We start from the raw sequence: 22,947 nt of genomic DNA, 5'->3' as shown, positions 1-22,947 counted from the left end.
ATGAAAAAAAATTTAATCTTAATTTTTTTAACTATAATTATCTTTCTCCTCTGTAAAAAAGTTGAAAAAAAAGAACTATCAATATGGGTATCTTATAACGATGAAGAATTTAAAGTATTCAATGAAATAGTTAAAGAATTTGAAGAAAAAGAAAATATTAAAATTTTAGTCCAGAGAGTTCCTTTTGAAGGAATGTTTGAAAAAATATTAACATCTGTCATAAGTGGACAGAATCCAGATATTGCAAGACTTGATATAGCACAGGTCTATTTACTTGCCAAAAAAGGAATTCTACTTCCCCTTGATACTTCTTATTTTAAAAATATTTTAAAGGATGTTTATGAAGCACCCTTAAAATCTTCTTATTATGAGGATAAACTTTATGGAATCCCTGACCAGGTAACATGCATATTACTTTTCTATAATAAAAAATTATTCAAAGAAAAAGGACTTGATACATTAAAACCACCTTCTAACTGGGAAGAGTTTTTAATTTATGCAAAAAAATTAACTGACGAAAAAAAAGGGATTTTTGGTTTTGGAATGAGAAATACTTTATGGTGGGATTTACCCTTCTTTTATACCTTTGGCTCAGAAGTTTTTGATGAAAAGGGAAATCCACAATTTTTAGATGAAAAATTTAAAAAAGCTCTTTGCTTTAAAAGAGATTTATATCTTAAATACAAAATAGAAGGTGGGGCATTTCTTGAAGGTGGTATAAATCCTGATATGGGATTTATAAATGAAAAATATGCTATGATTTTTTCAGGTCCATGGAAAATAAAAGACTTACAAAAAATTAAATTCCCCTTTGGAATTTCTCTTATTCCAGAAGGTGAAGCAGGTTCATTTACTTCACTGGGAGGAACACAGATGGTTATATTTAAAAATACAAAAAATAGTGAAAAAGCAATGAGATTTTTAAAATACATAATATCACCTGAAGTGCAGGCAAAATGGGCAAATGCTTTAGGACAGATTCCAGTAAATAAAAAAGCTATTGATTACATTGATTTTGAAAAAAATAAATTTATGAAAATACTTATAGAAGCAATTGAAAAAACAAAACCAAGACCCCAAATTGCTGAATACCCTGAAGTAGAAAGAATATATATTCAGGAAGTTTCTATTTTTTTAAAAGGAGAAAGGGATATTGAAGAAACAATAAAAAATTTACAGGAGAGAATCTTAAAAGTAATTAAATGATTTTTTTATTATTTTTAATAAACATTACATACAAAACAATAACAGTTGATGGAGATTTAAAAGATTTTTCTGAGGATGAAAAAGTCCTTTCTGATAGATATGGAGACAGCTTCTGGGGAATTCAAAATGAACTTACCAATTTTTTTCTAACATGGGATAAAAATAATATATATATTGGTGTAGAATATATTGTAAAAAATAATGCTCTTTTGATAGTTTTTGATACAGGCGAAAAAGGAGTTTCTGACCTTGATATTTTAAACTGGTATCCAAGAAATTTAAAATTATATGGAATTGAAGCAAATTACATACTTGCCCTCTGGGATGCTGATTTGTCAAAAGGTGGATTCCGTAAAATAAGCACCTCTGGCTCAACCTCAGACCTTTCAAGTTATACTGAAATTTATAACAGAGGGAAATCTGGTGAAAAAAGCTATATTGAGGCAAAAATCCCTTTTCCCTTAATTTTTGAAAATGGTTTTAATTCAGGTTCAAATTTGAAAATTTTCTTATGCATAGCAGGAGGAGACCATTCAGGTTCTGGTGATATATCACCTGATAACCTTGATGTTGATGGACTACCTCCTGAATATATAAGAAGATTTTTATTAATAAACCTGGATAAAAATCTTGATGCAAAACCTGATTCAAATATTTTCCCTATTCAGAACTCTGAAATCGTAGAATCTCCTTTTGAAAAACTTGAATTAAAAGAATTTAAAATTGATAAAAACGTTATTTTTATAAATGAAAGTGTTAAATTGACTTTTTCACTTTCCGAAAATTCAAACATAAACATATCCTTGATAACAGAAGATGGAAAACTTTTTAAGAAAATATTTGAAGGAACTCTTCTTAAAAACGAAAAAAGGGAAATAGACTTTAATATTAATAAGCCCGGTATCTATATTCTCTTACTTGAAGTGAAGGGAAAATTAAGAAAAAAAGAGGTAATAAAGGTAGTAGAATGAAAATCTTTTTTTTAATTTTTATTAATCTATTCAATTTTAAACCTTCTTCCTTTTCAAGATTAACAGGTTCTTCTGATTTAAACTTTTTTTCCTCCTCTTCCCTTTTCCCATCCCTTTTGCCCTTTTTTAATAATAATTTTTTATTTTATTTCGATTATAGAAAACCCTATGAAATAAGTGAATGGAATGAAATTAATACTTCTTTTAGCTTTAAAAAATTTTTATTTTTAAGCATATTTCAAAAGAGTTTAAAAGATTATTCAGAAACTGAAATTTTAACAGGTTTTTCTAAAAAAATTAAAAATTTAGGTTTTTCACTTTCAGGAAACTTTCTTTTACTTAACTCAATTCTAAAAAGAAAAGAAAAAATTGATTTGGATTTATCCAATTCATTTATCTTCAGAAATCTAATTTTTTCTTTCACTTTCAAGCATCTTTTAAATTCCTTTAATTCAAAAAATTATTATCTCTCACTTAATTATTCACCAGTTGAAAGATTTTATATTTTTATTTCAGGAGAAAAAGAATTTAAAAAAATTGGACTTTCCCTTTTATTAAGACCAATTGCTGTTTTTCTTTCCTTTTCCGAAAACTTTATAAATTTAGGTTTTGGACTTATTTCTGATGACAAAAATTTTATCTTTTCATTTGAGGATAACTCTTATCTTGGAATTTCCTTAGGAGCATCCTTAGAATTTAAAAAATGATTTTTTTATTTTTTATTTCATTTTATTCTTTAAATTTTTATTTTGAAAATGAATGTTTTATTTCAAGAGAATCAAAACCTGTAAACTGGGAGATGTTTTTTTACAGAAATCATTTTGAACTTAAATATTTTTACTCAAGGGAATTTTTAAATACCTATACCTCTTATATGCTTGAAAATACTTACCAAGGAAGTAAGCTCCTTTATTTACAGGGACATATAGAACTTTTTAATCCTTTCAATTTAATATTTTTTGCAAGGGAAGATAGACACTTCTTTGAAAGCCCCCTTTTATTTGTTATTTCACCTGAAAGAATAAGAGACGATGATTTTGGAGCAAAATCAGAAGGAATGCGTTTAAATTTAAAACCCTTTCCTTTTTCAGAAATCAATTACCTTTTTTCAAAATCAAAAAGAAGTGAAAATGCTGATTATAACATTTTTTCTTTAAGATTCAAAAAATTTTTTGACACTCAACTTTTATACGGGAATAAAAAGAATTATTATGAAAATAAAAGAGAAAAGATTTATGAAGGATTTATAAGATTTCCTTTATTACAGGGATTTTTAACATTTGAATATTCTGATATTTTAAAGGGAAAAGCCTTTTCTTCAGAAATTTCAAATATTTATTTAGGACCTTTTAGATTTGTATTATCTTACTATCAGATTGATGACAGTTTCAGAACAAACTTTTCAAACAGATTTTCATACTGGGGAAAAGAATGGGATAGAAAAGGATTTAAAGGAGAAATAAATTTTTTCTTTCCTTATAAATCTATAACATTAACTGAAAGATTTGATTCCTATAAAACAAGATACCTATTTGGAACATATTACGAAAAACCTTTTAGATTTACTTTTTCTCAAACAGAAATTTTTGTTGAATTTATAAATGGATACTCCTTTAAAAGTTTCTATGAAATTGTAAATGAAAAAAGAGCAAAATGGAAACACATATTTTTTGAAATTAAAAAGGAAGAAAAAAATTACCTTTTAAGAATTCAATACAAAATGAAAGATATAGGAATAAAAGATAATCCTTATTCAATTGGTGAAAGAAATCTTATAGGTCTTGAAGGGAAAATTAATCTTCCCCTTAATTTTTATTTTTATTTCAGGGGTGCTATTGCTAATACAGATTTTGCTACCTGGGAAAGTGCTTTTTTACAGATTGGTTATACAATATCAGGAAAGGAATTTTATATTGAATATGGTGAAGGATATGTAACAGATTTTGACCTTATAAATGATAATGATTTTGCTGATTCCCAGTATCAGAAGATATATGATATAATAAAAATAAGGGTAAAAATATGGTTTTGATAATTCTTTTTTTATTTGGAGGAACTGCTAAGATTGCATTCGTTCATCATGGTAACCAGCATTTTGGTGATAATGGAAAATATGCGCTGGTGCCAGGGAAAGAAGGATATAATGGAAACTCATATCACAGAATTCTTGATACACACTTTTATTACAATGTTCCAGTTGATATCCATATTTCAGGGACTTTAACAAGTTCCTATGCATGGTTTTTAAATGATAATGGACTTTTAGAAAGACTTAAAAGCCACCTTGTTGATATTGTTGGAAGTGTTTATGGTCAGAACATATTACCCTATGCAGCAAAAGAAATAAACAAATATGGTTTTTTAATAAAAAAAATTCAGGATGATTCCATCATAAAAGGTGAAGGCTGGCCAGATTATCCAACTGTGATATGGATTCCTGAAAGGGTTTTTAAAAGTAAAAATTTAATGCCTTACTCCCTTGTTGCCCTTATTGATTCCCTTTATGGAAAAACTGATTCTTATGGAAGACATATTTCCCCCTGTATTTTAGTTGATGATAATGTTCACGAGTGGTATTCTCATAATTTCCCGGATGGCTCACCATGTTATAATAATCACAAGGTTCATCAGATGATAGAAAATAATCACAGAATATTTGTAATATTCATTCAGAAACATGCAAGGGATTTTTGGGTATGGAATTATGTTCCTGAAACATGGTTATATAATCATCTTCAGGATTTAGCAAATTCCTGGGATCAGGAGCAAATTTGTGTTTATGGAGATGACTGGGAAAAAGCAGCAGGTGTTGCAGGATGGGATTTCGGTTATCCTGGTGCTCCTTCAAATTCCTATGATGCAAATATCGCATGGGCTAAAAATACATCATGGATACAGCCAATTCATGTAGCCGAAGCTGCAAAATGGTGGGGTGTTGATAGAATTTATGATTCTGATCCTTACAATGACCCCCCAACAATTTATATAAATTATTCAGCATATCAGGAATTACATGATTGGACTGGTGGAAATTATGATAACTGGTATTATGATTTTAAAAATACAAAGGCTTATGGAACCAGTTTAGATGCACCTGATTTAAACTCAAATGGAATAAAGGGGGATTATGAAGACCTATGGCTTTTTTCCTGGAACAATTTAAAAAATTCCCCTGATAATAAATTAAAATTACTTGGTTTTCTCACTTTAAATTCCCTTTTATATGAAACAGCATGGCATACTGGACCAGGTGGAGAACTTATTTATTGGGGAAAAAATTTATGGAATCATACAGGTAAGGCAAATATTTTTTCTTATGCCTCAAACTGGCTTACATCACCTAAAATTGTTTTTCACGACTCCCTTGACATTGACGGTGATGGATTTATGGAATTTGTTATTGGAACAAATTACTTCCTATCGGTTTTTGAAAAAAGAGGCGGGAAAATGGTTTTTTTATGTGATTCTTCTGGGACAGTTTATATAGGGAACTTTTTTACAAACTGGGGAGGGGAAGGAGATTTTTCTGATTACAGTCATTCAGGTTTTGGTGAAGATGCTTGGCACGAAAATGATTTATATAATATTATGGGATTTTACTCAGATACAGCTTCTGCTTTTATAACCTTTGAAAATCAAGGTATGATTAAAACATACTCTTTTAAAAAGAATCAAAAATTTTTAAAACTAAATTACAATTCTCCTTTTATTATCTTTTCAAAATCTGTCCTATCCCCTGATTTATATAAAATTATATTTAATTATTACTCTTTAAATTTTGAAAATGATATCTCACCTAATGGATGGATGTATGCTGGATTTAGGAATTTAAAATCAGGGAAGGGAGCATTTATTTTATGGAAATCAGGAGTGGGACTTAAATTTAACTTAATTTCAAAAGTTCCTGCTGGTGAAAAATTGGAAATCGGGGGAATTTCAGGAAACTTTGATATATACCTCTATGCTGGAAGTGGAGTGCCGGATTTACCTTTTCCAGGACCTGGTGACCTTGAAGGTCCTCTTCTTTATAACCTTTCAAGAACTCCCCTATACAACATTACTGATTCTGACTCAGTTAAAGTAAAAATTTCAGCTCAAGATCCTTCAGGTGTTGATTCAGTTTTTATTTACTGGACAAATAATAACTGGAATTCAATTTTTAAAACCTTAATGAAAATTGATACTTTAAATATTTATAAAGGAATAATACCTTCTCATCCATCAGGAACAAAAGTTATTTATACAATTTATGCAAGAGATTCTCTTTCAAATATTTCCTGGCTCGGAAAAAACGATAGTTTTATTGTAGGAAAATTAAATTTTTTAATGGATGGAATTTTAGATCCAGGAGTTCCCCTTATTGCTGAAAATCCTGAAATGCATCTTTGGGGAGTTTATGATAAAGATTCAGGAAGACTTTACATAGCAACAGAATCTGCTGGAAATTCTCCTGATAGATTTTCAAATGACCACTTTATTTTCATAAGTTTCAACCCCTATAAAAAACTTGTAAAATCACCTTGGAATAAAACTGATAGTCTTGGTTTTTATAATTTCTTTCTTGCTGATGAGAATGATAACAATTTTGTATCCTTTTTTGATTCCCTTGAAAACATAATAGATGACACAATTAATTTCAAGTGTTTCTCCCACAATTCTGATACAGGGATTCTTGAGGGATTAATATATTTAAGAAATTTATATGGATTTGACCCTGAATCTTTATACCTTGCTGTTGGAACATATAAGACATATGATGGGGGGAATCTTGAATGGCAGGTTCCAAGACCAAGAATATTGAATAGAAGAATTGAACCCAATGAATTTGTTCTTTTAAAAAAACTTAAGATAAAAGAGGAAATTAAAAACAAAAGAATATCATTTTTATTAAAAACAATTAATCCTGATTACCTGATAAATCCCTATCACAGAACATTCAATTTAAAAATTTATGATATATCAGGAAGAAGAATTTTTGAAAGAAAAATTTTAAAGGGTAAAACATACCTTCCTTTAAAAAGAAATGGCATATTTTTTATAAGAATTGAAGATGAAAATAAAAAAGTTTTAAACTTTAAAATTATTAAAGTCAAAAGATGAAATTAATTTTTTTAATACTATTTTTATACCCTGTTAAGTTCAAATTAAAAGAAGAAAAGGCAAATTCTGTTCTACTCGCTGGAGATTTTACAAACTGGGAAAAAAACCCATTAAAAATGGAAAAAAGGGGGGATATATGGGAAGTTACTCTCGACCTTGAACCAGGAAGATATGAATATAAATTTATTGTTGATGGAAACTGGATAAGTGATCCTGAAAATCCTTTAAAAGTTGGACCTTATGGAAATTCTTTAATTGAAATAACAGAAAAAGGAGAAGTTATTATTCCTAAGACAATTTCAAACACAGAATGGAATACTGCTATTAATTTTTCAGGTGATATAAGGTTTCATCTGAATTTAGAAGATACATTAAAAAAATTTAAAACACTTTCTGATTCAAAACTTGATTTAAAAGGTTATCTTCCTTATAACTCTCTGTTATGGGTAAGATTGAGATACCAAAATAAAAATCTTCAGAGTGACGGTTCAATACCTGTATTTTTTGAAAGGGCTGAGTTTATTTTAAGGGAAAAAAATTTATCCTTAAGGGGATTTTATAACAAATTTGTTCTTTCTTCCCTTGAACCCTTTGACTTGATAGGTAACATAGGAGAATTTCATAAGGATTTCGGAAGAGAGGAAGAAGGTTTTATTCTGAATCATAAATCAAAAATTTTGAATTTAAATTTTCTTTATTCCAATGGTTGGAGAGAAGGTAGAGATTTAATTTTTAGTAGATTTACCTTCTATAATTTTTTATCACTTAATTACTTTAAAAAAAAGGGATTTGATAGAAAATATAGCACCATATCACCAGATTCTCTTTCAGAAAACGGTGAACTTTTACTTTTTAACTCTTACAAGGAAGAAAACTTTATAAGCTCTGATATCAAAAAAAATATTAAAAATTTTGAGTTTAACATTGCCTCAGGAAAAGGAGAAATTTTATGGAAAGCAGATGAGAAATCTAATGGAGAAAGCTTCAAACATTATTTAAAAATATGTAATTTTTCAAGATTTTACAGTTCTATTAGCTATATATCAAATTTTAAAACAGGAATTTTTACAGAGTATGATGTTTTTGATTTAAAAAAATTTTTTGGTGATTACAGGGAAGCTCTTTTATTTTCAGGTCTTTTTTTTAAAAAGAATAATTTCAACTTAATTTTGAAACATTATTATTTTATAGTAGGGAGTGAGAAACCTTTCAGTAATCTTTTTTATTTTCATCGTTTAAATCAGCTTATGTATTTTGAAACTTTTTCCCTCGGTTTTAAAGAACTTTTATCACTTATTATTGAATTTAAAACAGGAAGATTGCCCTTTTTTATAACTGGAAAATTCTCCTCACCTGGTTTTGGTTATTATCCTTATTCTTCTGAAATAATTTTTAAATGGATTCAGAAAATCTTTAAAGATTATGAAATTTTTTGTGATATTAGATTTATTAACTTTGATGCACCCCATTTAAGAATTAAAAATTTCTTTTTATCTCCCTATTTAGAATTAAGGAGAATTATTTATGAGAGAAGTTATGTATTTATATCATATGGACTTGACCCTTTTACCCTTGAAGAGGATGAATGGGCAAGGAGGATTTATTTAACAGAAAGGGGAGCAAATATGGAGCTTATAAGTGATTCTTATTTAAGGTATGGAAGAAAATCCTTATTAGCTGAAAGGGATTTAGAAAACTTAATTCTTTTAAAAATTGGAGTTGAAATAAGATTTTAAATTATATTGAATTTTATAAAATTCTTTAAATAAAATTTTAATTTGGGTTCAATTCCCTTTTAAAATTTGGAAATGGAAATGCCAGTAAAACTCCACTATAACTTTAAAGATGTATTCAGGGCTGCAAGATTTGGACTTTCTGTAAAGAAGATGTGGGTTCAGTTCGTAGGTTTTATCATTGGAGGTTTTTTCTATTCAATATTTTCATACCTTGCCCTTTTACAGAGTGGATGGAGTTTTAAAGAAATATGGGGAGTTTATAAATTATTACCCATTATTTTTTTTGAACCACTTTCAGGAGCCGGGAATGTTCTCCATCTGATTGGAATAATCCTCTTTTTACTTACTTTTTTTATATTTGGAACAGCTGTTTCAAAAATTCATTTTGAACAATTAAAAGGGGATGAATTTTATGAAATAAGAGAATCTTTAAAATTTTCAATAACAAAAGGTAAGGCATCCTTTTTAACTCCAGTTTTATTAATAGTTCTCATAGCCTTAATTTTATTAACAGGATTTATCTGGGGATTAATTACAAGAATTCCTTTTTTTGGAACATTAATTTTTATTTTATTTTCTATACCGGCATTTTTTACCTGTTTATTTTTAATTTATATTTTCGTATCCCTTTTAGTTTCTCTTTTTATTTCACCTTCTATAGTGGGAACAACAGGTAATGATACTTTTGATACTCTTTTTGAGATTTTTTCAACAATAAATGAGGAACCCTGGAGACTTTTCCTTTATGAACTTTTACTTTTTGGTGTAATCTTAGTTTCAGGTTCAATATTTACTCTTTTTGTTTCAAAAGCAATTCTTGTAGCAGTAAGTGTGCTTTCAAAAGCCTATCCACTTTTCCCTTTAATTATTCAGAAAGCTAACTCATTACTTCCTGATTACAGATTTTTAGGAAAATTCTATGATTACTTTAATTTAATTGGTGCAAGTGCGCTTTTATTTATACCTTCTGATCCAGGTAACCTTGGTTTATGGGGAAATATTTTAGGTTGGTTTCTTGGTTTATTTGGTTATGCTGTTATTTTTATGGTCCTATCTTATTTAACAAGTATGTTTTTTGCAGGAAACAATTTTATATTTATAGCTCTTTATAAGAAAAAAGATGATATTGACCTTTTAAAGGAAGAAGAAGAACCTGAAAGTTATATGCCAGAAATTGAAGAGGAAAAAGTTCAAAAGGAAACTGGTGAATCTTAATAAAAAATAAAGGAGGAAAAATAATGGACCACACAGAAAAACTATTAAAGGACTTAACAGAAGCTTTTGGTCCTCCTGGTGCTGAGGAGGAAGTAAGGAGTGTGATTTATAACTACATAAAAGATATTGTTGATGAGATTAAAACTGATAAACTTGGTTCTCTTATAGCTATTAAAAAAGGGAAAAAAGAAAGTCCCAGGATAATGTTTATTGCTCATATGGATGAAATTGGGTTAATGGTAAAGGGATTTACCCAGGAAGGTTATGTTAAATTCTTACCTCTTGGTGGTTGGTGGAGTGGAACTTTGATTGACCAGATGGTAACTTTGAAAACAAGAGATGGAAGAAAATTTAAAGGGGTAATAGGTTCAACCCCGCCTCATCTTTTGAGGAAAAGGGAAGAAGCAAAAATTCCTGAGCTTGATGATCTTTGGATTGATTTTGGAGTTGATACTGAATTTAACCCAAAAGAAAAACTTAATATTGAAATAGGTGATGTCCTTGTTCCCCATTCCCAATTTGAAATACTTGGTAATGAAAAAATTTATTCTTCAAAAGCCTTTGATAATAGATATGGAGCTGGGCTTCTTGTAAGAATACTTGAAGAATTAAAGGATAAAGAATTTGAAGGAACAGTTTACGGAGTTTTCTCTGTTCAGGAAGAAGTTGGATTAAGAGGGGCAGGAACCTCTTCCTGGGTAGTAGAACCTGATGTTGGTATTGCCCTTGATGTTTCAATTTCTGATGATACACCTGCTTCAAAAGATAAAAGTGAAGCAAAAATGGGGAATGGGTGCTCAATAGTGGTTCTTGATGCAACAATGATTGCAAACAGAAAATTAACAGAATTTTTAAGGGAAATCGCAAAAAAAGAAAATATCAAACATCATATTGTAGCTTTTACAATGGGTGGATATGATACAGGAAGAGTTCATCTTTTTAAAGAAGGTGTCCCTTCTGCAATTATAGGAGTTCCAACAAGGTATATCCATGGATTTCATTCTTTAATGCACAGGGATGATTTTGATAATGCTCTTAAACTTTCTGTTTCTTTCGTATTAAACCTTAATTCTGAAAAGGTAAAAGAATTCTCAAATTATTTATGAGAATTGGAATTATTGGAGCAAAGGGAAGAATGGGGCAAGCCCTTATTGAAGTTGCAGAAGAGGATAAAATAGAAATAGGAGCACTTATAGAAAAGGAGGGGGTAAAAGGTGAGTATAAGGGTATAAAATATGAGGATGATTTAAGAAAAGTTTATAATAGAGTTGATGTATTTTTAGAATTCACAGATCCAGAGGCAACTTTGCAGAATACACTTAAATTAATAGAAAAACCTAAACCTTATGTTATAGGAACAACATCTCTAAAGGAAATTCATTTTGAAAAATTTAAAGAATTATCTAACAAAGTTCCTGTTTTTTATTCTCCAAACATGTCTTTAGGAATTCATCTTATAGCAGGTTTTTTTAAAAAATTCTCAGAATTTTTAAAGGATTATGAACTTGAAATTATGGAATTACATCATACAGGTAAAAAGGATGCTCCCAGTGGAACTGCCCTTTTTTTATTTAATGAATGGAAGGAAAATGTTAATAAGGATTCTTATCCAGTATTTGAAAGAAGGGAAATGAAAAAGAAAAATGAAGTTCTATTAGCAGGTTTAAGAGTGGGAAATATACCGGGTGAGCATACCCTTTTTATTTCAAAGGGTGATGAGGTAATTGAATTAACCCATAAAGTATATTCAAGAAAAGTTTTTGCAAGGGGGGCTCTTTTTGTAGCAAAAAAGATTTTAAGTTTTAAAAAAGGATTTTATACTTTTAAAGAGCTACTTTTTAAGTAATAAAAGGAGGTTTTTTATGCTTTTATGGGTTTTTATTTTATTTATACTTTCACTTTTAAATTTTTTTTATGATGCTTTTTTATGGCTTGGGGCAATAAAACCAATAGACCCGCTGTATATTTCCTTTTTTAACATTCTCTTTTTATTAATTACCCTTGGAATTCTTTATAGAATGTATTACCTTCAAAGAAAGGGAGAGAAGGAAAAACTAAAACAGAAAATTAAAGAACTTGAAGAAGAAATTAAAAAACTCAAAGGTGAATAAAAAAATTGAGGGATAAAAATAAAAGAGAAGAAATTCGTAACATCATTCTGAGAAAGGGAGAGGTAAAAGCAGAGGGAAGTGTTTATATTGAAGCAGGGAACACTAAAATTCTTATAACAGTGAGTATAGAAAATAAAGTCCCTCCCTTTTTAAAAGGAACAGGGGAAGGATGGATAAAAGCTTACTACTTTATGCATCCAAGAGCAGTTGAAGAGAGAAAATCTATTGAAATGAGAATAAAAGATAAAAGGGCCATTGAATTATCAAGGATAATATCAAGAGTTTTGAGAGCAGGAGTGGAAAGAAAGAAAATGGGAGAATATACCCTTTTATGTGATATTGAAGTTCTTCAGGCGGATGGAAGCACAAGAGCTCTTGCTGTAACAGGTGCATCCTGTGCTATATACCAGGCTTTAAACTTTATGAAAAAAAATAAACTTATAGAAGTTTTTCCCGATTTTGAACTTGTATGTGGTATAACCGCTGGAAAAATAGGAGAGGATATATACCTTGATCTTACTTATGAAGAAGACTATAATGCTCAATTTGATTTAAATTTATTTTTAACAGAGTCAGGAAAGATAGTTGAAATTCAGGGGACAAGTGAAGAAAGAGGAATTGAACCAGATTTTTTGAATTTAATGATTGAAAAAGCAAGGGAAAAATCAAAGGAAATTTTTAAAATCCAGAAGGATTTCATAAAAAAATATCCTTATGCCAGAGAGGATTTTTGAAAGATGGGTAAATATAAAATCAAAGGGTAAAAGACTTGATGTTTATCTTTATCAGAGTGGATGTGGAATATCAAGAGAAAAAATAAAAGAAGCAATTGAGGAAGGTCTTGTTGAGGTAAATGGTAAGATAGTAAAAAAACCGAGTTACAGAGTAAAAGAGGGAGAACATATTGTTATAAAAATAAAGGAAGAACCAAGAAAAGAAATAATCCCTGAAGAAGTTCCCTTTGAAATTTTATATGAGGATGAGCATCTTGCTGTTATAAATAAGCCAAAGGGGGTTGTTGTTCATCCTGCAAAGGGACATCATTCAGGAACCTTAGTTCATGGATTAATTTTCAAATATGGGGAACTCCCTTCCTCTGAAGAAGATGAGGAGGAGAATATAAGGGCAGGAATAATCCACCGTCTTGATAAAGATACAACAGGATGTATGATAGTAGCAAAAACAAAGGAAGCTCTTTCAAAATTAGGAACAATGATGGAAAGAAGGGAAATAAAAAGAGAATACAGAACACTTGTATGGGGAATAATGCCTCAAAAGACTATGGAAATAGATGCACCCATAGGAAGGGATCCTGTTAATAGATTGAAAAGAAAAGTAACTTTTGAAAATGCAAAACCAGCAATTACAATTTATGAAGTTTTAAAAGAATATGATAAAATTTGTTCTCTTTTAAAAGTAAACCTTTTAACAGGAAGAACTCATCAAATAAGAGTCCATATGGAATATATAGGCCATCCTGTTGTAGGAGACCCCCTTTATGGAGGAACAGAAGGAAAAAAGATATTAAGCCTTACAGGTCCTGATAAAAAGGGAGTTGTTAAGGAACTGATTAAAATTTTTGATAGGCAGGCTTTGCATGCTTACAAAATTTCTTTTGTTCATCCCATATATGATAAAAAGATTGAGGTTATAGCAGAATTTCCAGAGGATTTTAAAAGAGCTTTTGAATTTCTATCAAAATTTGAGTAAATAAATGAAAATTTTTTAAAATTTTTTTATGAAAATTATTCTATTTATATTTTCAATAGTATTTTATCAAAATAATAAGGTAATTTTTGAAGTTTATTTTCCTGAAGCAGAAAGAATAAACCTTGCTGGAACTTTCAATAACTGGAACCCTTACTCCCATCCAATGGAAAGAACATCTGAAGGTAATTTTAAAACAGAACTAATTTTAAAACCAGGTTTTTACTCATATAAATTTGTAATAAATGGGAATATATGGAAAGAAGACCCTGACAATAAATGGAAAATTGATGATGGTTTTGGAGGTTTTAATTCTGCTTTTATTTTAACTCCTGATGGGAAAATTATAACAGAAACACAATCTCTATCATCTCTTGAGGTAATTGAAGAAGGTGTTAAATTCAAATTTTTTGATCCCTCAGCTAAAAAAGTTTCACTTGCTGGAACATTTAATAACTGGGATAAAAATTCGAGTATTATGAGAAAAACTGAGGAAGGGTTTTTTGAAATAGTAATTCCCCTACCACCTGGTAAATACCAGTATAAATTTGTTATAGATGATACAAAATGGAAAGAAGATCCGAATAATCCTGCAAAAGTTGATGATGGTTTCGGTGGATTTAACTCTGTTTTTATTTTGACTCCTGATAGAAAAATAATAATGAAATCTGAAGAAATGGAGATTGTTCCAAAAGATAGACTAATTGCAAGAGAAATTGAGTATAGAGGTTTTCCATTAATTCTTTTAATTTTGTGGCATCAACATCAGCCAAGATATCCAAAAGATGAAAAGGGTGATTATCTTTCCCCTTGGGCAAGATTACATGGAACAAAGGATTATTATGATATGGCTAAAATCCTTGAAAATTATCCAGACATTCACCTGACGATAAATTTAACTCCATCACTACTTGAAATGATTTTAGATTTAACACAGGGAACAATGGATAAAGCAATGAGACTATCTTTAAAACCCGTCAAGGAAATGAGTGAAGAGGAGAAAAATTATCTTATTGAAAGATTTTTTGATGCAAACTGGGAAAAAGTTATAAGAACTTTTCCAAGGTATTCTGAATTACTTGATAAAAAATTAAGGGGTGAAAAATTTTCTGAGAAGGATTTAATAGATTTAAAGGCTTATTTTAATTTAGCATGGCTTGACCCTGATTTTAGAGAAAAGGAAGTTACACTTGAAAATGGAGAGAGAATAAGTGTTAAGGATTTAATAGAAAAAGGAAAAAATTTTTCTGAAGAAGATGTAAAGAAAATAATAGAAATTCATAAAAAAATTGTTAATTCTATAATTCCCCTTCATAAAAAATTAATGAAAAAGGGACAAATAGAAGTTTCAACAACTCCCTTCTATCACCCAATATTACCCTTAATTTACGATATAAAACTTGCAATACCTGGATTACCAGGAACTCCTATGCCAGAAACAGATTTCTCCTATCCAGAAGATGCAGAATGGCATATAAAAGAAGCAGTTAAATTTTATGAAAATATTTTTGGGGAAAAACCTTCTGGTATGTGGCCTGGTGAAGGTTCTGTTGCCTATGAACTTATTCCCCTTTTTTCTTCAAATGGAATAAAATGGGTTGCAACTGATGAGAAAGTTTTAATGAAATCTTTAAATAAAAACTTTCTGAGTCTCGAAGAAAAATATAGAGTTTACAAGGTTAAAAATGTTAAGGACAGTATTTATGTAGTTTTTAGAGATACGCATTTATCTGATGCAATAGGTTTTGTATATCAGAATATGAATCCTGTGGAGGCAGCAAATAAGTTTATTTTAGAACTTGCAAATATTTACAAGTACTGGAAGGATAAGGAAAATCCTCCTGTTGTTGCAGTTATTCTTGATGGAGAAAATGCATGGGAGCATTACCCTCATGATGGTAAAGAGTTTTTGCATAATCTTTATAAATCTTTATCAGAGGCAAAATTTATAAAAACAATGACAATAGGTGAATATATTGAAAAATATAAGCCCAAAAATAATCTCAATTACCTTTTCCCTGGTTCCTGGATAGGAGCCAATTTTTCTACATGGATAGGGGAGCCTGAAGAAAATAAGGCATGGGAATACCTTTCTTATGTTAGAAAAGATATTGAAAAATATTTGAAGGAACTTGAACCTGAAAAAAAAGAAAAGGTTATGAGAATGATATATATAGCAGAGGGTTCGGACTGGTTCTGGTGGTATGGAAAGGATCAGGAGGTTCCTGGAAATTTCTTTGATGTTTCTTTCAGGGAAACTTTAAAAGAAATTTACAGGATTCTTGGAAAGAAATATCCAGATTTTCTTAATAAACCAATTGAATAAAATTTTTAAAAAAATTATTTTAACTCTAATTATTTTTTCAGCCTGTAAGGTAAATGAAAAGGAATTAAGAAAAGTTAAAGAGGAAATAGATTTTTTAAAAAATAAAGTAAGCAAAATAGAAAGTAAAATAGATTCTATCAAGAAAAACTTTGATGAATATAAGAAAAGTATTGAATCAAGAATTTTAATTTTAGAAAAAAATTCAAACAAAGAAAGGACTGAATTTAGACATCCGTGGGATAAAAGCTGTAACAAATGCCATTAAAAATTGAAAAATAATTACAGAAAATTGAACCAGAGAAATTCAATATTTTTATTGTATTCTACACAAACTTGAAAATTTTTAGTTTCTGAATTATAATTTAAACTATGAAAAGAACTTTGACAAAGGAAGATATTGTGAAGATACTGGAAGAGAAACTCCCGGAAATTATTGAGAGATCCCCTTTTGTCAGATTAAAAATTGAGGAGATAATGGAAAGAAAAGCTGTGACAAGGGAGGAAATAAAAGAAATACTTATGGAATTAAGAGCTCAGAGAGAGGATACAAATAGAAGGTTTGAAGAAATAAATAGAAGATTTGAGGAGTTAAGAGAGGATACAAATAAAAGATTTGAAGAGATAAATAGGAGGTTTGAGGAGTTAAGAGAGGATACAAATAAAAGATTTGAAGAGTTAAGAGAGGATACAAATAAAAGATTTGAAGAGATAAATAGGAGGTTTGAGGAGTTAAGAGAGGATACAAATAAAAGATTTGAGGAGTTAATGGAGGATACAAATAGAAGATTTGAGCTTCTTACAAAGGAGATGAGGGATGGTTTTAAGGTATTAAGGGATGCGATAACGGCGGTGGGGGCAAGGTGGGGTATATTTGCTGAGGAGGCTTTCAGGGAGAGTATGGAGGGTATTTTGAAGGAGCTAGGTTTTTATGATGTTAAGAAGTGGGAGGATTATGATAAAGAGGGTTTTGTTTTTGGTTATCCTTCAAGAGTTGAGGTTGATTTAGTTATAAGGGATGATAAGCATTATTTAATAGAGATAAAAAGTAGTGTATCGGAGGGTGATGTTTTGAAGTTAAAGAGGTTAGGTGAGTTTTATGAAAAAAGGACAGGGGTAAAGCCGGAGCTTGTTATAGTTTCTCCTTATATAAAAGATGAAGCGAAGGAGAGATGTGAAGTTTTGGGAATAAAGTTTTATAGAAGAACTTGAAAGAAGAAATTTAATTTTTAAGCTTGGTATAATGGAGCAGATCCAGAAGGAATAATACAATTCGGAGAGATTATTTTTTAGGAAAAGCGACGGCTGAAAAATTTTAAAGAGATATTAGATAATGGGAAAATGTAAAAATTACCATTTTTTGAAAATTTTTAAAAATTTTCCCATATTCTATAATTTTATGTAGCCGCACCCTTTAGGGCGCGCAAAAATTCTTTAAGATTAAAATATGAAAAAAAGTGTAAAAAATAATGAGAGGGAGGAAAAATTAGTTAAATTTATAAAAAGGACTATTTCAAAAGATTTAAAGATGATTATACAGGAAATTGAGCCAAAAAAATTCAATATTGTTATGGTATTCTACAGGTACTTGACAAGATAAAGAACAATAAGGTATAATAAGATATATTATTATATGTGCATATAGGCATAAAATGTGATGCGAAAATTTATTGATTTATTTAAAATTCTGTCGGATGAGACAAGGCTAAGGCTTATAGTAGCCCTCATGCAGGGTGAATTCTGTGTCTGCGAGCTTGTGGATGCCTTAAAGGTCTCTCAATATAATATCTCCCGTCATCTTGGTGTATTGAGAAAGTCAGGACTTGTGGAGGACAGAAAAGATGGGGTGTGGGTCTATTACCGTCTTTCACCAAAAGTATCGCCAATTATTTACGACATCCTGAAAATCCTTAAAAAACACACGGCAAATGAAAATATTATCGAGGAAGATAAAGCTCGTCTTGAAAAAAGGCTTAAGATGAGAGTTGAGGGAAAATGTATCAAAGGATATGGAGAGATTGCGAAATAATTTTTATTTGGGCCACATATATGCTTCTACGGGCATAGATGCAATAAGAAAATATGAAAATAGTAGAGCTAAAAATTGATGGCCTGTGCTGCACTGAATGTGCAACAAAGGTTGAAAAGGTTTTGAAAGCAACGAAAGGGATAAAGGATTTAAAAATACTCATGGCAGCAGAGAAAGCTATTATTACATACAATGAAGCAGAAATCACGGAAGAGGATATTATTAAGAGGATTGAAGGTATAGGGCATAAGGCAGAAATAAGTTCAAAGTTAGAAACTGAAAGAAAGAGGAGAGATTTGGCTGATACGCTCCGCTTTGTCTTCATAACAGCTACAAGCCTTATTGCCCTCGGTGAAATTGCTTTTGAGTATTTTGGACTTCTTGAAAAAAGCATAGAGTTAATCCCGTTGCCTCTTTTACTCCTTGCCATCCTCCTTGGCGGATACCCCATATTCAAGAGGGCTTTTTTAGGTATTTTGAAAAGGCAGATAACTGTTGATCTGATGATGAGCATCGGGATTATCGGAGCAGCTGTTATTGGGGAATATATATCATCCATGCTGGTTGCATTTTTTATGAACCTTGCCCACTATCTTGAGGAGTTTACAGTAACAAGGTCAAGACAGGCGATAAAGGAGCTTATAAAGCTTGCTCCAAAAACAGCAAGGATAAAGGTGGATAATAGAGAGATTGAGGTTCCAGTTTCGGAGCTTAAGCCAGCAGATATAGTTGTAGTAAGGCCGGGTGAAAGGATACCTGTGGATGGGGTCGTTATAAAAGGTTTGAGTTCGGTAAATCAGGCACCCATCACAGGGGAGAGCATCCCTGTAGAAAAACAAATTGGTGACGAAGTGTTTGCAGGCACATTGAACGAAAATGGCTACTTAGAAATAAAAACAACAAAAATCGGAGAAGATACAACCCTTGGAAAGATTATAAAACTTGTAGAAGAGGCAGAAGCCCACAAAGCCCCTATCCAGAAGTTTGCAGATAGATTTACCACTTATTTTTTACCATGTGCCCTTGGTTTTGCAATTCTCACCTACTTTATATCTGGCAAAGCCATCTATGCAATTGCGGTTCTTGTCGCAGCATGCCCCTGTGCAGTTGGACTTGCAACACCTCTTTCTGTTATAGCAAGTGTTGGAAGCAGTGCAAGAAGAGGACTTCTTATAAAAGGAGGATTGTATCTGGAGGCACTGGCAAAGGTAGATTGCCTTGTAATCGATAAAACAGGAACAGTTACATTTGGAAGGCCGAAAGTAACAGATGTGATAGAAGTCAGTAATGAAGAATCAGAAGTTAGCAAAGAAGAAATCCTGAGGCTTGCAGCATCCGTAGAGAAGCATTCAGAACACCCCATAGCATCAGCTATAATTGAGAAAGCTGAAGAGGAAGGGATAGAGATTCCTGAACCTGAAGAGTTTGAATACTTTATAGGCCGTGGTGTTACAGGAAAGGTGGAAGGGAAAACCGTTGTTCTTGGAAATCGAAAACTCCTTGATGAAAAGGGGGTTATTCTTCCTGAAAATATAAGGTTAAAGGCTCAAGAGTTAGAAGCAGAAGGAAAAACCGTCCTCTTTCTTGGAAAGGATAGAGTGGTTGTGGGTCTTATCACAGCTAGTGATATCCTGCGGGATGAGGCCATAAGGGCGATAGAGGATTTAAAAAAGTTTGGGATTAAGAGAATCATCCTTTTAACTGGTGACAATGAAAGGGTTGCTTCAAATATCGCAAAGAGGCTTGGTATTACAGAATATAAGGCAAACCTTCTGCCCGAAGATAAAATAGCAATCGTGAAAAAACTCCAGGATGAAGGACATAAAGTCTGTATGATAGGTGACGGAGTAAATGATGCCCCTGCCCTCGCACAGGCGGATGTTGGGATTGCAATGGGTGTTGCAGGCACAGATGTGGCGATAGAAGCAGCCCATGTAGCACTTATGAGAGATGATCTTTCTCAAGTCCCTCAGGCTATAAAAATCGGAAGAAATACTTATAAGATTATCAGACAGGGGATAGCCCTGGGTATATTATGGGATATAATAACTATGGGGCTTGCATCTATTGGTATCTTAAGTCCTGTTATGGCAGCAGCCCTTGAAGAGCTGCCAACCTTAATGGTTGCAGCAAATGCATCAAGACTTATAGTCAATTCAAAAAATATAAAGATTTTTGGTGGCTAAAATATGCTTATATGGGTATAAAAACAACTATAAAAGGAGGTAAAAATTATGGAAAGAAAGAAAATTAAAAAAGGTATAAATCTAAAGCTTGTAACTGGGATTATATTGGCTATCTCAGTTATCATAGGTATAGCTTCAACCAGTTCAAACAGCAAAGGGACGAGAACAAAGGCTGTCAAGAAAGGAAAGATTCTAAGCATCAATGATATTATAGCTGACCCTTATATCTATAAAGGGACTATCACTGTCACAGGGGTTGTGGCAGATAAGTCAAGATTCAGGAAAATACCTAAAGATGTCTTTTTGATGATAGAGACTTCTGAGGCAAAGATCTGTAAGACAACAGGATGCGCAAGCTTCTACCTGCCTGTAAAATATGAGGGAGAACATCCCAAAGAATGGGATGAAGTGAATGTTACAGGGAGTTTTATTGAGGTTGAAGGTGGTATTCTATTTGTAGCCAAAAAGGTGGAAGTACTCAGACATCTGAAATTTTAAGTGGGCGCGATGAACATACCAAAACTCGTTTTTAAAAATCTAACATCAAAAAAGAGTAGATTTGTCTTTACCCTATCCGGCATAACAATAGGAATAGCTTCATTTGTGACTCTCGTCTCATTGGGAAGCGGGTTAAAGGCAGAAATAAAGAGGCAGGCAGGTGAAATCGGAGGAAACCTCATAGTAACACCAAAGGGATGGTGTGCCTACGAACAGGTATCTGTGCTTATAGGTGAAAAGTTGCCGGAGGCAATACCTTTTGATGAGTTCGAAAAGATTGCCAGCATAAAAGGGCTTACCGCGGTTCCATATTTAACAGAAAGGACTGCAATCAAAAACAATCCTGTTCCGGTTATCGGTATTCTTCCCTCTGAAATGAAGGCATTTAAAAAGTGGGAGATTGGAGAAGGTACTTACTTCGAATCACAAAATGAAAATGCCGTTATTATCGGTTTTAGCATTGCGAAGCAGTTCGAATTAAAGCCAGGAGATGAAATTACTATCAGGAAACAAATTTTTCTTATAAAAGGAGTTCTTAAAGAGACCGGGACAAAGGATGATATTGCCATATTCATGCCACTTTCAATTGCACAGAAAATTTACGGTATTGATAATAAGGTCTCTTTCATAGCGGTGAAAGTAGACGACATTTCAAAGATTAATGAATATATCCTGAAAATAGAGGATATAGCCAATGTTTCAGTGGTCTCGGATAAAGAGCTTTTAAAATCCGTCCTCTCAATTGTCGGAACAGTGAGCCTTACATTGCAGACTATCGCAGCAGTTGCAATCCTTGCAGCTTTATTTGGAATAATAAATACCATGATGATGGCAATTTATGAAAGAAAAAGGGAGATAGGAATTCTTCAAGCTATTGGATGCACAAGGGGCACCATATTTATCATCTTCCTTTTCGAATCGTTACTGTATGGTTTCCTTGGAGGGGTTCTTGGGCTTGTGATAGGCATTCTACTTTCATATTTCGGCTCACCTTACATCTCGCAGAATGAGTTCACAGCATTTTTAAAGGGGGGTGAATTTAGGGATGCATTTAATTTAAGTCTTATCATTGGGGTATTGGGATTTTCTGTTCTTATATCTCTTGCAAGCGGTTTGTATCCTGCATACAGGGCATCAAAAATTACACCTGTGGAGGCAATAGCTTATGAATAAAATAATAATAAAAACCTATAACCTTGAAAAAATCTATAATACCGGCAAGGTAAAGACACATGCATTAAGAGGGGTTACAATAGAAATACCAAAAGGAGTTTTTGCTGCTATTGTTGGTCCATCAGGAAGTGGCAAGAGCACCCTTTTGCACCTTATTGGCGGGCTTGATAGACCAACAAAGGGCAAGGTTTTTCTGGATGGAATAGATTTAAGTAAGGCCACAAATAGTGAATTAGCAAAAATCAGATGTAAGAAAATAGGTTTTGTATTCCAGTTTTTTAATCTTCTTCCTAACCTTACTGCACAGGAAAATGTAGAAATAATAATGTTGTTTGCAGGTTTAAAAAGGGATTTGCAAAAACAAAGGGCAAAAGAACTTTTATCTCTGGTAGGTCTTGGAAATAAGCTAAAAGCAAAACCATCTGAACTTTCAGGAGGTGAGCAACAGAAGGTTGCTATTGCAAGGGCATTGGCAAATGATCCTGAAATTCTTCTCATGGATGAGCCTACAGGGAATCTTGATTCTGAATCAGAGTCAGAGGTCCTTGAGCAGATATTTAAGCTCCATAAGCAAGGAAAGACCATTATAATTGTCACTCACAATAGCGAGATCGCAAAAATGGCGGAGATGGTTATAAGGATAAAGGATGGAAAGGTTGTAAATTAAAACTTTACAGGTTCAATCTACTGAG

Annotated in this window: 21 protein-coding genes; all 21 read left to right on the top strand. The window is 31.6% G+C overall.

Translation table 11 applies throughout. From position 1 onward, the window contains the following. The 21 genes from ABIN73_04365 (at position 1) to ABIN73_04265 (ending at position 22,922) form a co-directional block, all read left to right on the top strand. Positions 1 to 1,206 carry an extracellular solute-binding protein gene (locus ABIN73_04365; GenBank protein MEO0268959.1) on the top strand — a complete coding sequence of 402 codons (1,206 nt, stop codon included), beginning with the start codon at positions 1 to 3 and terminating at the stop codon, positions 1,204 to 1,206. Beyond that, on the top strand, positions 1,203 to 2,177 hold the full coding sequence (locus ABIN73_04360; protein ID MEO0268958.1) for a hypothetical protein: 975 nt from the start codon (positions 1,203 to 1,205) through the stop codon (positions 2,175 to 2,177). Before ABIN73_04365 ends, ABIN73_04360 begins: the two co-directional genes overlap by 4 nt. Next, complete coding sequence (locus ABIN73_04355; GenBank protein ID MEO0268957.1) at positions 2,174 to 2,884, top strand: hypothetical protein; 711 nt, start codon at positions 2,174 to 2,176, stop codon at positions 2,882 to 2,884. The genes ABIN73_04360 and ABIN73_04355 overlap by 4 nt, the downstream gene beginning before the upstream one ends. Then, the gene (locus ABIN73_04350) at positions 2,881 to 4,209 is read left to right on the top strand and encodes a hypothetical protein (protein ID MEO0268956.1); all 1,329 of its coding nucleotides are present in this window, start codon (positions 2,881 to 2,883) and stop codon (positions 4,207 to 4,209) included. The genes ABIN73_04355 and ABIN73_04350 overlap by 4 nt, the downstream gene beginning before the upstream one ends. Then, entirely contained in the window at positions 4,200 to 7,277 is a 3,078-nt protein-coding gene (locus tag ABIN73_04345; protein ID MEO0268955.1) for a hypothetical protein, read from the top strand. The genes ABIN73_04350 and ABIN73_04345 overlap by 10 nt, the downstream gene beginning before the upstream one ends. Continuing rightward, complete coding sequence (locus ABIN73_04340; GenBank protein MEO0268954.1) at positions 7,274 to 9,013, top strand: glycogen-binding domain-containing protein; 1,740 nt, start codon at positions 7,274 to 7,276, stop codon at positions 9,011 to 9,013. The genes ABIN73_04345 and ABIN73_04340 overlap by 4 nt, the downstream gene beginning before the upstream one ends. A 72-nt stretch (positions 9,014 to 9,085) precedes the next feature. Continuing rightward, positions 9,086 to 10,228: a hypothetical protein gene (locus tag ABIN73_04335; GenBank protein MEO0268953.1), complete on the top strand. Its 1,143-nt coding sequence runs from the start codon at positions 9,086 to 9,088 to the stop codon at positions 10,226 to 10,228. A 23-nt stretch (positions 10,229 to 10,251) separates the two neighbouring features. Further along, a complete protein-coding gene (locus tag ABIN73_04330) occupies positions 10,252 to 11,334 on the top strand; it encodes a M42 family metallopeptidase (GenBank protein ID MEO0268952.1) in 1,083 nt (360 codons plus the stop codon). After that, positions 11,331 to 12,074 (top strand): 4-hydroxy-tetrahydrodipicolinate reductase, encoded by a 744-nt coding sequence (gene dapB, locus ABIN73_04325; GenBank protein ID MEO0268951.1) that lies wholly within the window; start codon positions 11,331 to 11,333, stop codon positions 12,072 to 12,074. Before ABIN73_04330 ends, dapB begins: the two co-directional genes overlap by 4 nt. Positions 12,075 to 12,090: 16 nt before the next feature. Further along, positions 12,091 to 12,339 (top strand): hypothetical protein, encoded by a 249-nt coding sequence (locus tag ABIN73_04320; protein MEO0268950.1) that lies wholly within the window; start codon positions 12,091 to 12,093, stop codon positions 12,337 to 12,339. 5 nt (positions 12,340 to 12,344) lie between these two features. Beyond that, positions 12,345 to 13,073 (top strand): ribonuclease PH, encoded by a 729-nt coding sequence (gene rph, locus ABIN73_04315; protein MEO0268949.1) that lies wholly within the window; start codon positions 12,345 to 12,347, stop codon positions 13,071 to 13,073. Then, positions 13,054 to 14,049 (top strand): RluA family pseudouridine synthase, encoded by a 996-nt coding sequence (locus ABIN73_04310; GenBank protein ID MEO0268948.1) that lies wholly within the window; start codon positions 13,054 to 13,056, stop codon positions 14,047 to 14,049. The genes rph and ABIN73_04310 overlap by 20 nt, the downstream gene beginning before the upstream one ends. Before the next feature lie 28 nt (positions 14,050 to 14,077). Continuing rightward, the gene (locus tag ABIN73_04305) at positions 14,078 to 16,372 is read left to right on the top strand and encodes a hypothetical protein (GenBank protein ID MEO0268947.1); all 2,295 of its coding nucleotides are present in this window, start codon (positions 14,078 to 14,080) and stop codon (positions 16,370 to 16,372) included. Then, complete coding sequence (locus tag ABIN73_04300; protein ID MEO0268946.1) at positions 16,365 to 16,637, top strand: hypothetical protein; 273 nt, start codon at positions 16,365 to 16,367, stop codon at positions 16,635 to 16,637. Before ABIN73_04305 ends, ABIN73_04300 begins: the two co-directional genes overlap by 8 nt. Positions 16,638 to 16,741: 104 nt before the next feature. Further along, complete coding sequence (locus ABIN73_04295) at positions 16,742 to 17,581, top strand: DUF3782 domain-containing protein (protein MEO0268945.1); 840 nt, start codon at positions 16,742 to 16,744, stop codon at positions 17,579 to 17,581. Between the two features lie 235 nt (positions 17,582 to 17,816). Further along, entirely contained in the window at positions 17,817 to 17,969 is a 153-nt protein-coding gene (locus ABIN73_04290; protein MEO0268944.1) for a hypothetical protein, read from the top strand. A 57-nt stretch (positions 17,970 to 18,026) separates the two neighbouring features. After that, complete coding sequence (locus ABIN73_04285) at positions 18,027 to 18,398, top strand: metalloregulator ArsR/SmtB family transcription factor (protein ID MEO0268943.1); 372 nt, start codon at positions 18,027 to 18,029, stop codon at positions 18,396 to 18,398. A 53-nt stretch (positions 18,399 to 18,451) separates the two neighbouring features. Continuing rightward, positions 18,452 to 20,584, top strand: coding sequence for a cation-translocating P-type ATPase (locus tag ABIN73_04280; protein ID MEO0268942.1), 2,133 nt, complete (start codon positions 18,452 to 18,454; stop codon positions 20,582 to 20,584). A 48-nt stretch (positions 20,585 to 20,632) separates the two neighbouring features. After that, a complete protein-coding gene (locus tag ABIN73_04275; GenBank protein ID MEO0268941.1) occupies positions 20,633 to 21,082 on the top strand; it encodes a hypothetical protein in 450 nt (149 codons plus the stop codon). Between the two features lie 9 nt (positions 21,083 to 21,091). Then, the gene (locus ABIN73_04270; GenBank protein ID MEO0268940.1) at positions 21,092 to 22,255 is read left to right on the top strand and encodes an ABC transporter permease; all 1,164 of its coding nucleotides are present in this window, start codon (positions 21,092 to 21,094) and stop codon (positions 22,253 to 22,255) included. Further along, positions 22,248 to 22,922, top strand: coding sequence for an ABC transporter ATP-binding protein (locus ABIN73_04265; protein MEO0268939.1), 675 nt, complete (start codon positions 22,248 to 22,250; stop codon positions 22,920 to 22,922). The genes ABIN73_04270 and ABIN73_04265 overlap by 8 nt, the downstream gene beginning before the upstream one ends. Positions 22,923 to 22,947 lie beyond the last annotated feature (25 nt).

This window comes from candidate division WOR-3 bacterium, from assembly GCA_039804025.1.
Lineage (GTDB): Bacteria > Hydrothermota > Hydrothermia > Hydrothermales > JAJRUZ01 > JBCNVI01.
Note: the sequence above shows the minus strand (reverse complement) of the source record. Positions and strands in the feature narration are given on the sequence as shown.

Coding starts and splice junctions, on each gene's coding strand:
- ABIN73_04365 (MEO0268959.1), top strand. CDS start 1: ATGAAAAAAAATTTAATCTTAATTTTTTTAACTATAATTATCTTTCTC.
- ABIN73_04360 (MEO0268958.1), top strand. CDS start 1,203: ATGATTTTTTTATTATTTTTAATAAACATTACATACAAAACAATAACA.
- ABIN73_04355 (MEO0268957.1), top strand. CDS start 2,174: ATGAAAATCTTTTTTTTAATTTTTATTAATCTATTCAATTTTAAACCT.
- ABIN73_04350 (MEO0268956.1), top strand. CDS start 2,881: ATGATTTTTTTATTTTTTATTTCATTTTATTCTTTAAATTTTTATTTT.
- ABIN73_04345 (MEO0268955.1), top strand. CDS start 4,200: ATGGTTTTGATAATTCTTTTTTTATTTGGAGGAACTGCTAAGATTGCA.
- ABIN73_04340 (MEO0268954.1), top strand. CDS start 7,274: ATGAAATTAATTTTTTTAATACTATTTTTATACCCTGTTAAGTTCAAA.
- ABIN73_04335 (MEO0268953.1), top strand. CDS start 9,086: ATGGAAATGCCAGTAAAACTCCACTATAACTTTAAAGATGTATTCAGG.
- ABIN73_04330 (MEO0268952.1), top strand. CDS start 10,252: ATGGACCACACAGAAAAACTATTAAAGGACTTAACAGAAGCTTTTGGT.
- dapB (MEO0268951.1), top strand. CDS start 11,331: ATGAGAATTGGAATTATTGGAGCAAAGGGAAGAATGGGGCAAGCCCTT.
- ABIN73_04320 (MEO0268950.1), top strand. CDS start 12,091: ATGCTTTTATGGGTTTTTATTTTATTTATACTTTCACTTTTAAATTTT.
- ABIN73_04310 (MEO0268948.1), top strand. CDS start 13,054: ATGCCAGAGAGGATTTTTGAAAGATGGGTAAATATAAAATCAAAGGGT.
- ABIN73_04305 (MEO0268947.1), top strand. CDS start 14,078: ATGAAAATTATTCTATTTATATTTTCAATAGTATTTTATCAAAATAAT.
- ABIN73_04295 (MEO0268945.1), top strand. CDS start 16,742: ATGAAAAGAACTTTGACAAAGGAAGATATTGTGAAGATACTGGAAGAG.
- ABIN73_04290 (MEO0268944.1), top strand. CDS start 17,817: ATGAAAAAAAGTGTAAAAAATAATGAGAGGGAGGAAAAATTAGTTAAA.
- ABIN73_04285 (MEO0268943.1), top strand. CDS start 18,027: ATGCGAAAATTTATTGATTTATTTAAAATTCTGTCGGATGAGACAAGG.
- ABIN73_04280 (MEO0268942.1), top strand. CDS start 18,452: ATGAAAATAGTAGAGCTAAAAATTGATGGCCTGTGCTGCACTGAATGT.
- ABIN73_04275 (MEO0268941.1), top strand. CDS start 20,633: ATGGAAAGAAAGAAAATTAAAAAAGGTATAAATCTAAAGCTTGTAACT.
- ABIN73_04270 (MEO0268940.1), top strand. CDS start 21,092: ATGAACATACCAAAACTCGTTTTTAAAAATCTAACATCAAAAAAGAGT.
- ABIN73_04265 (MEO0268939.1), top strand. CDS start 22,248: ATGAATAAAATAATAATAAAAACCTATAACCTTGAAAAAATCTATAAT.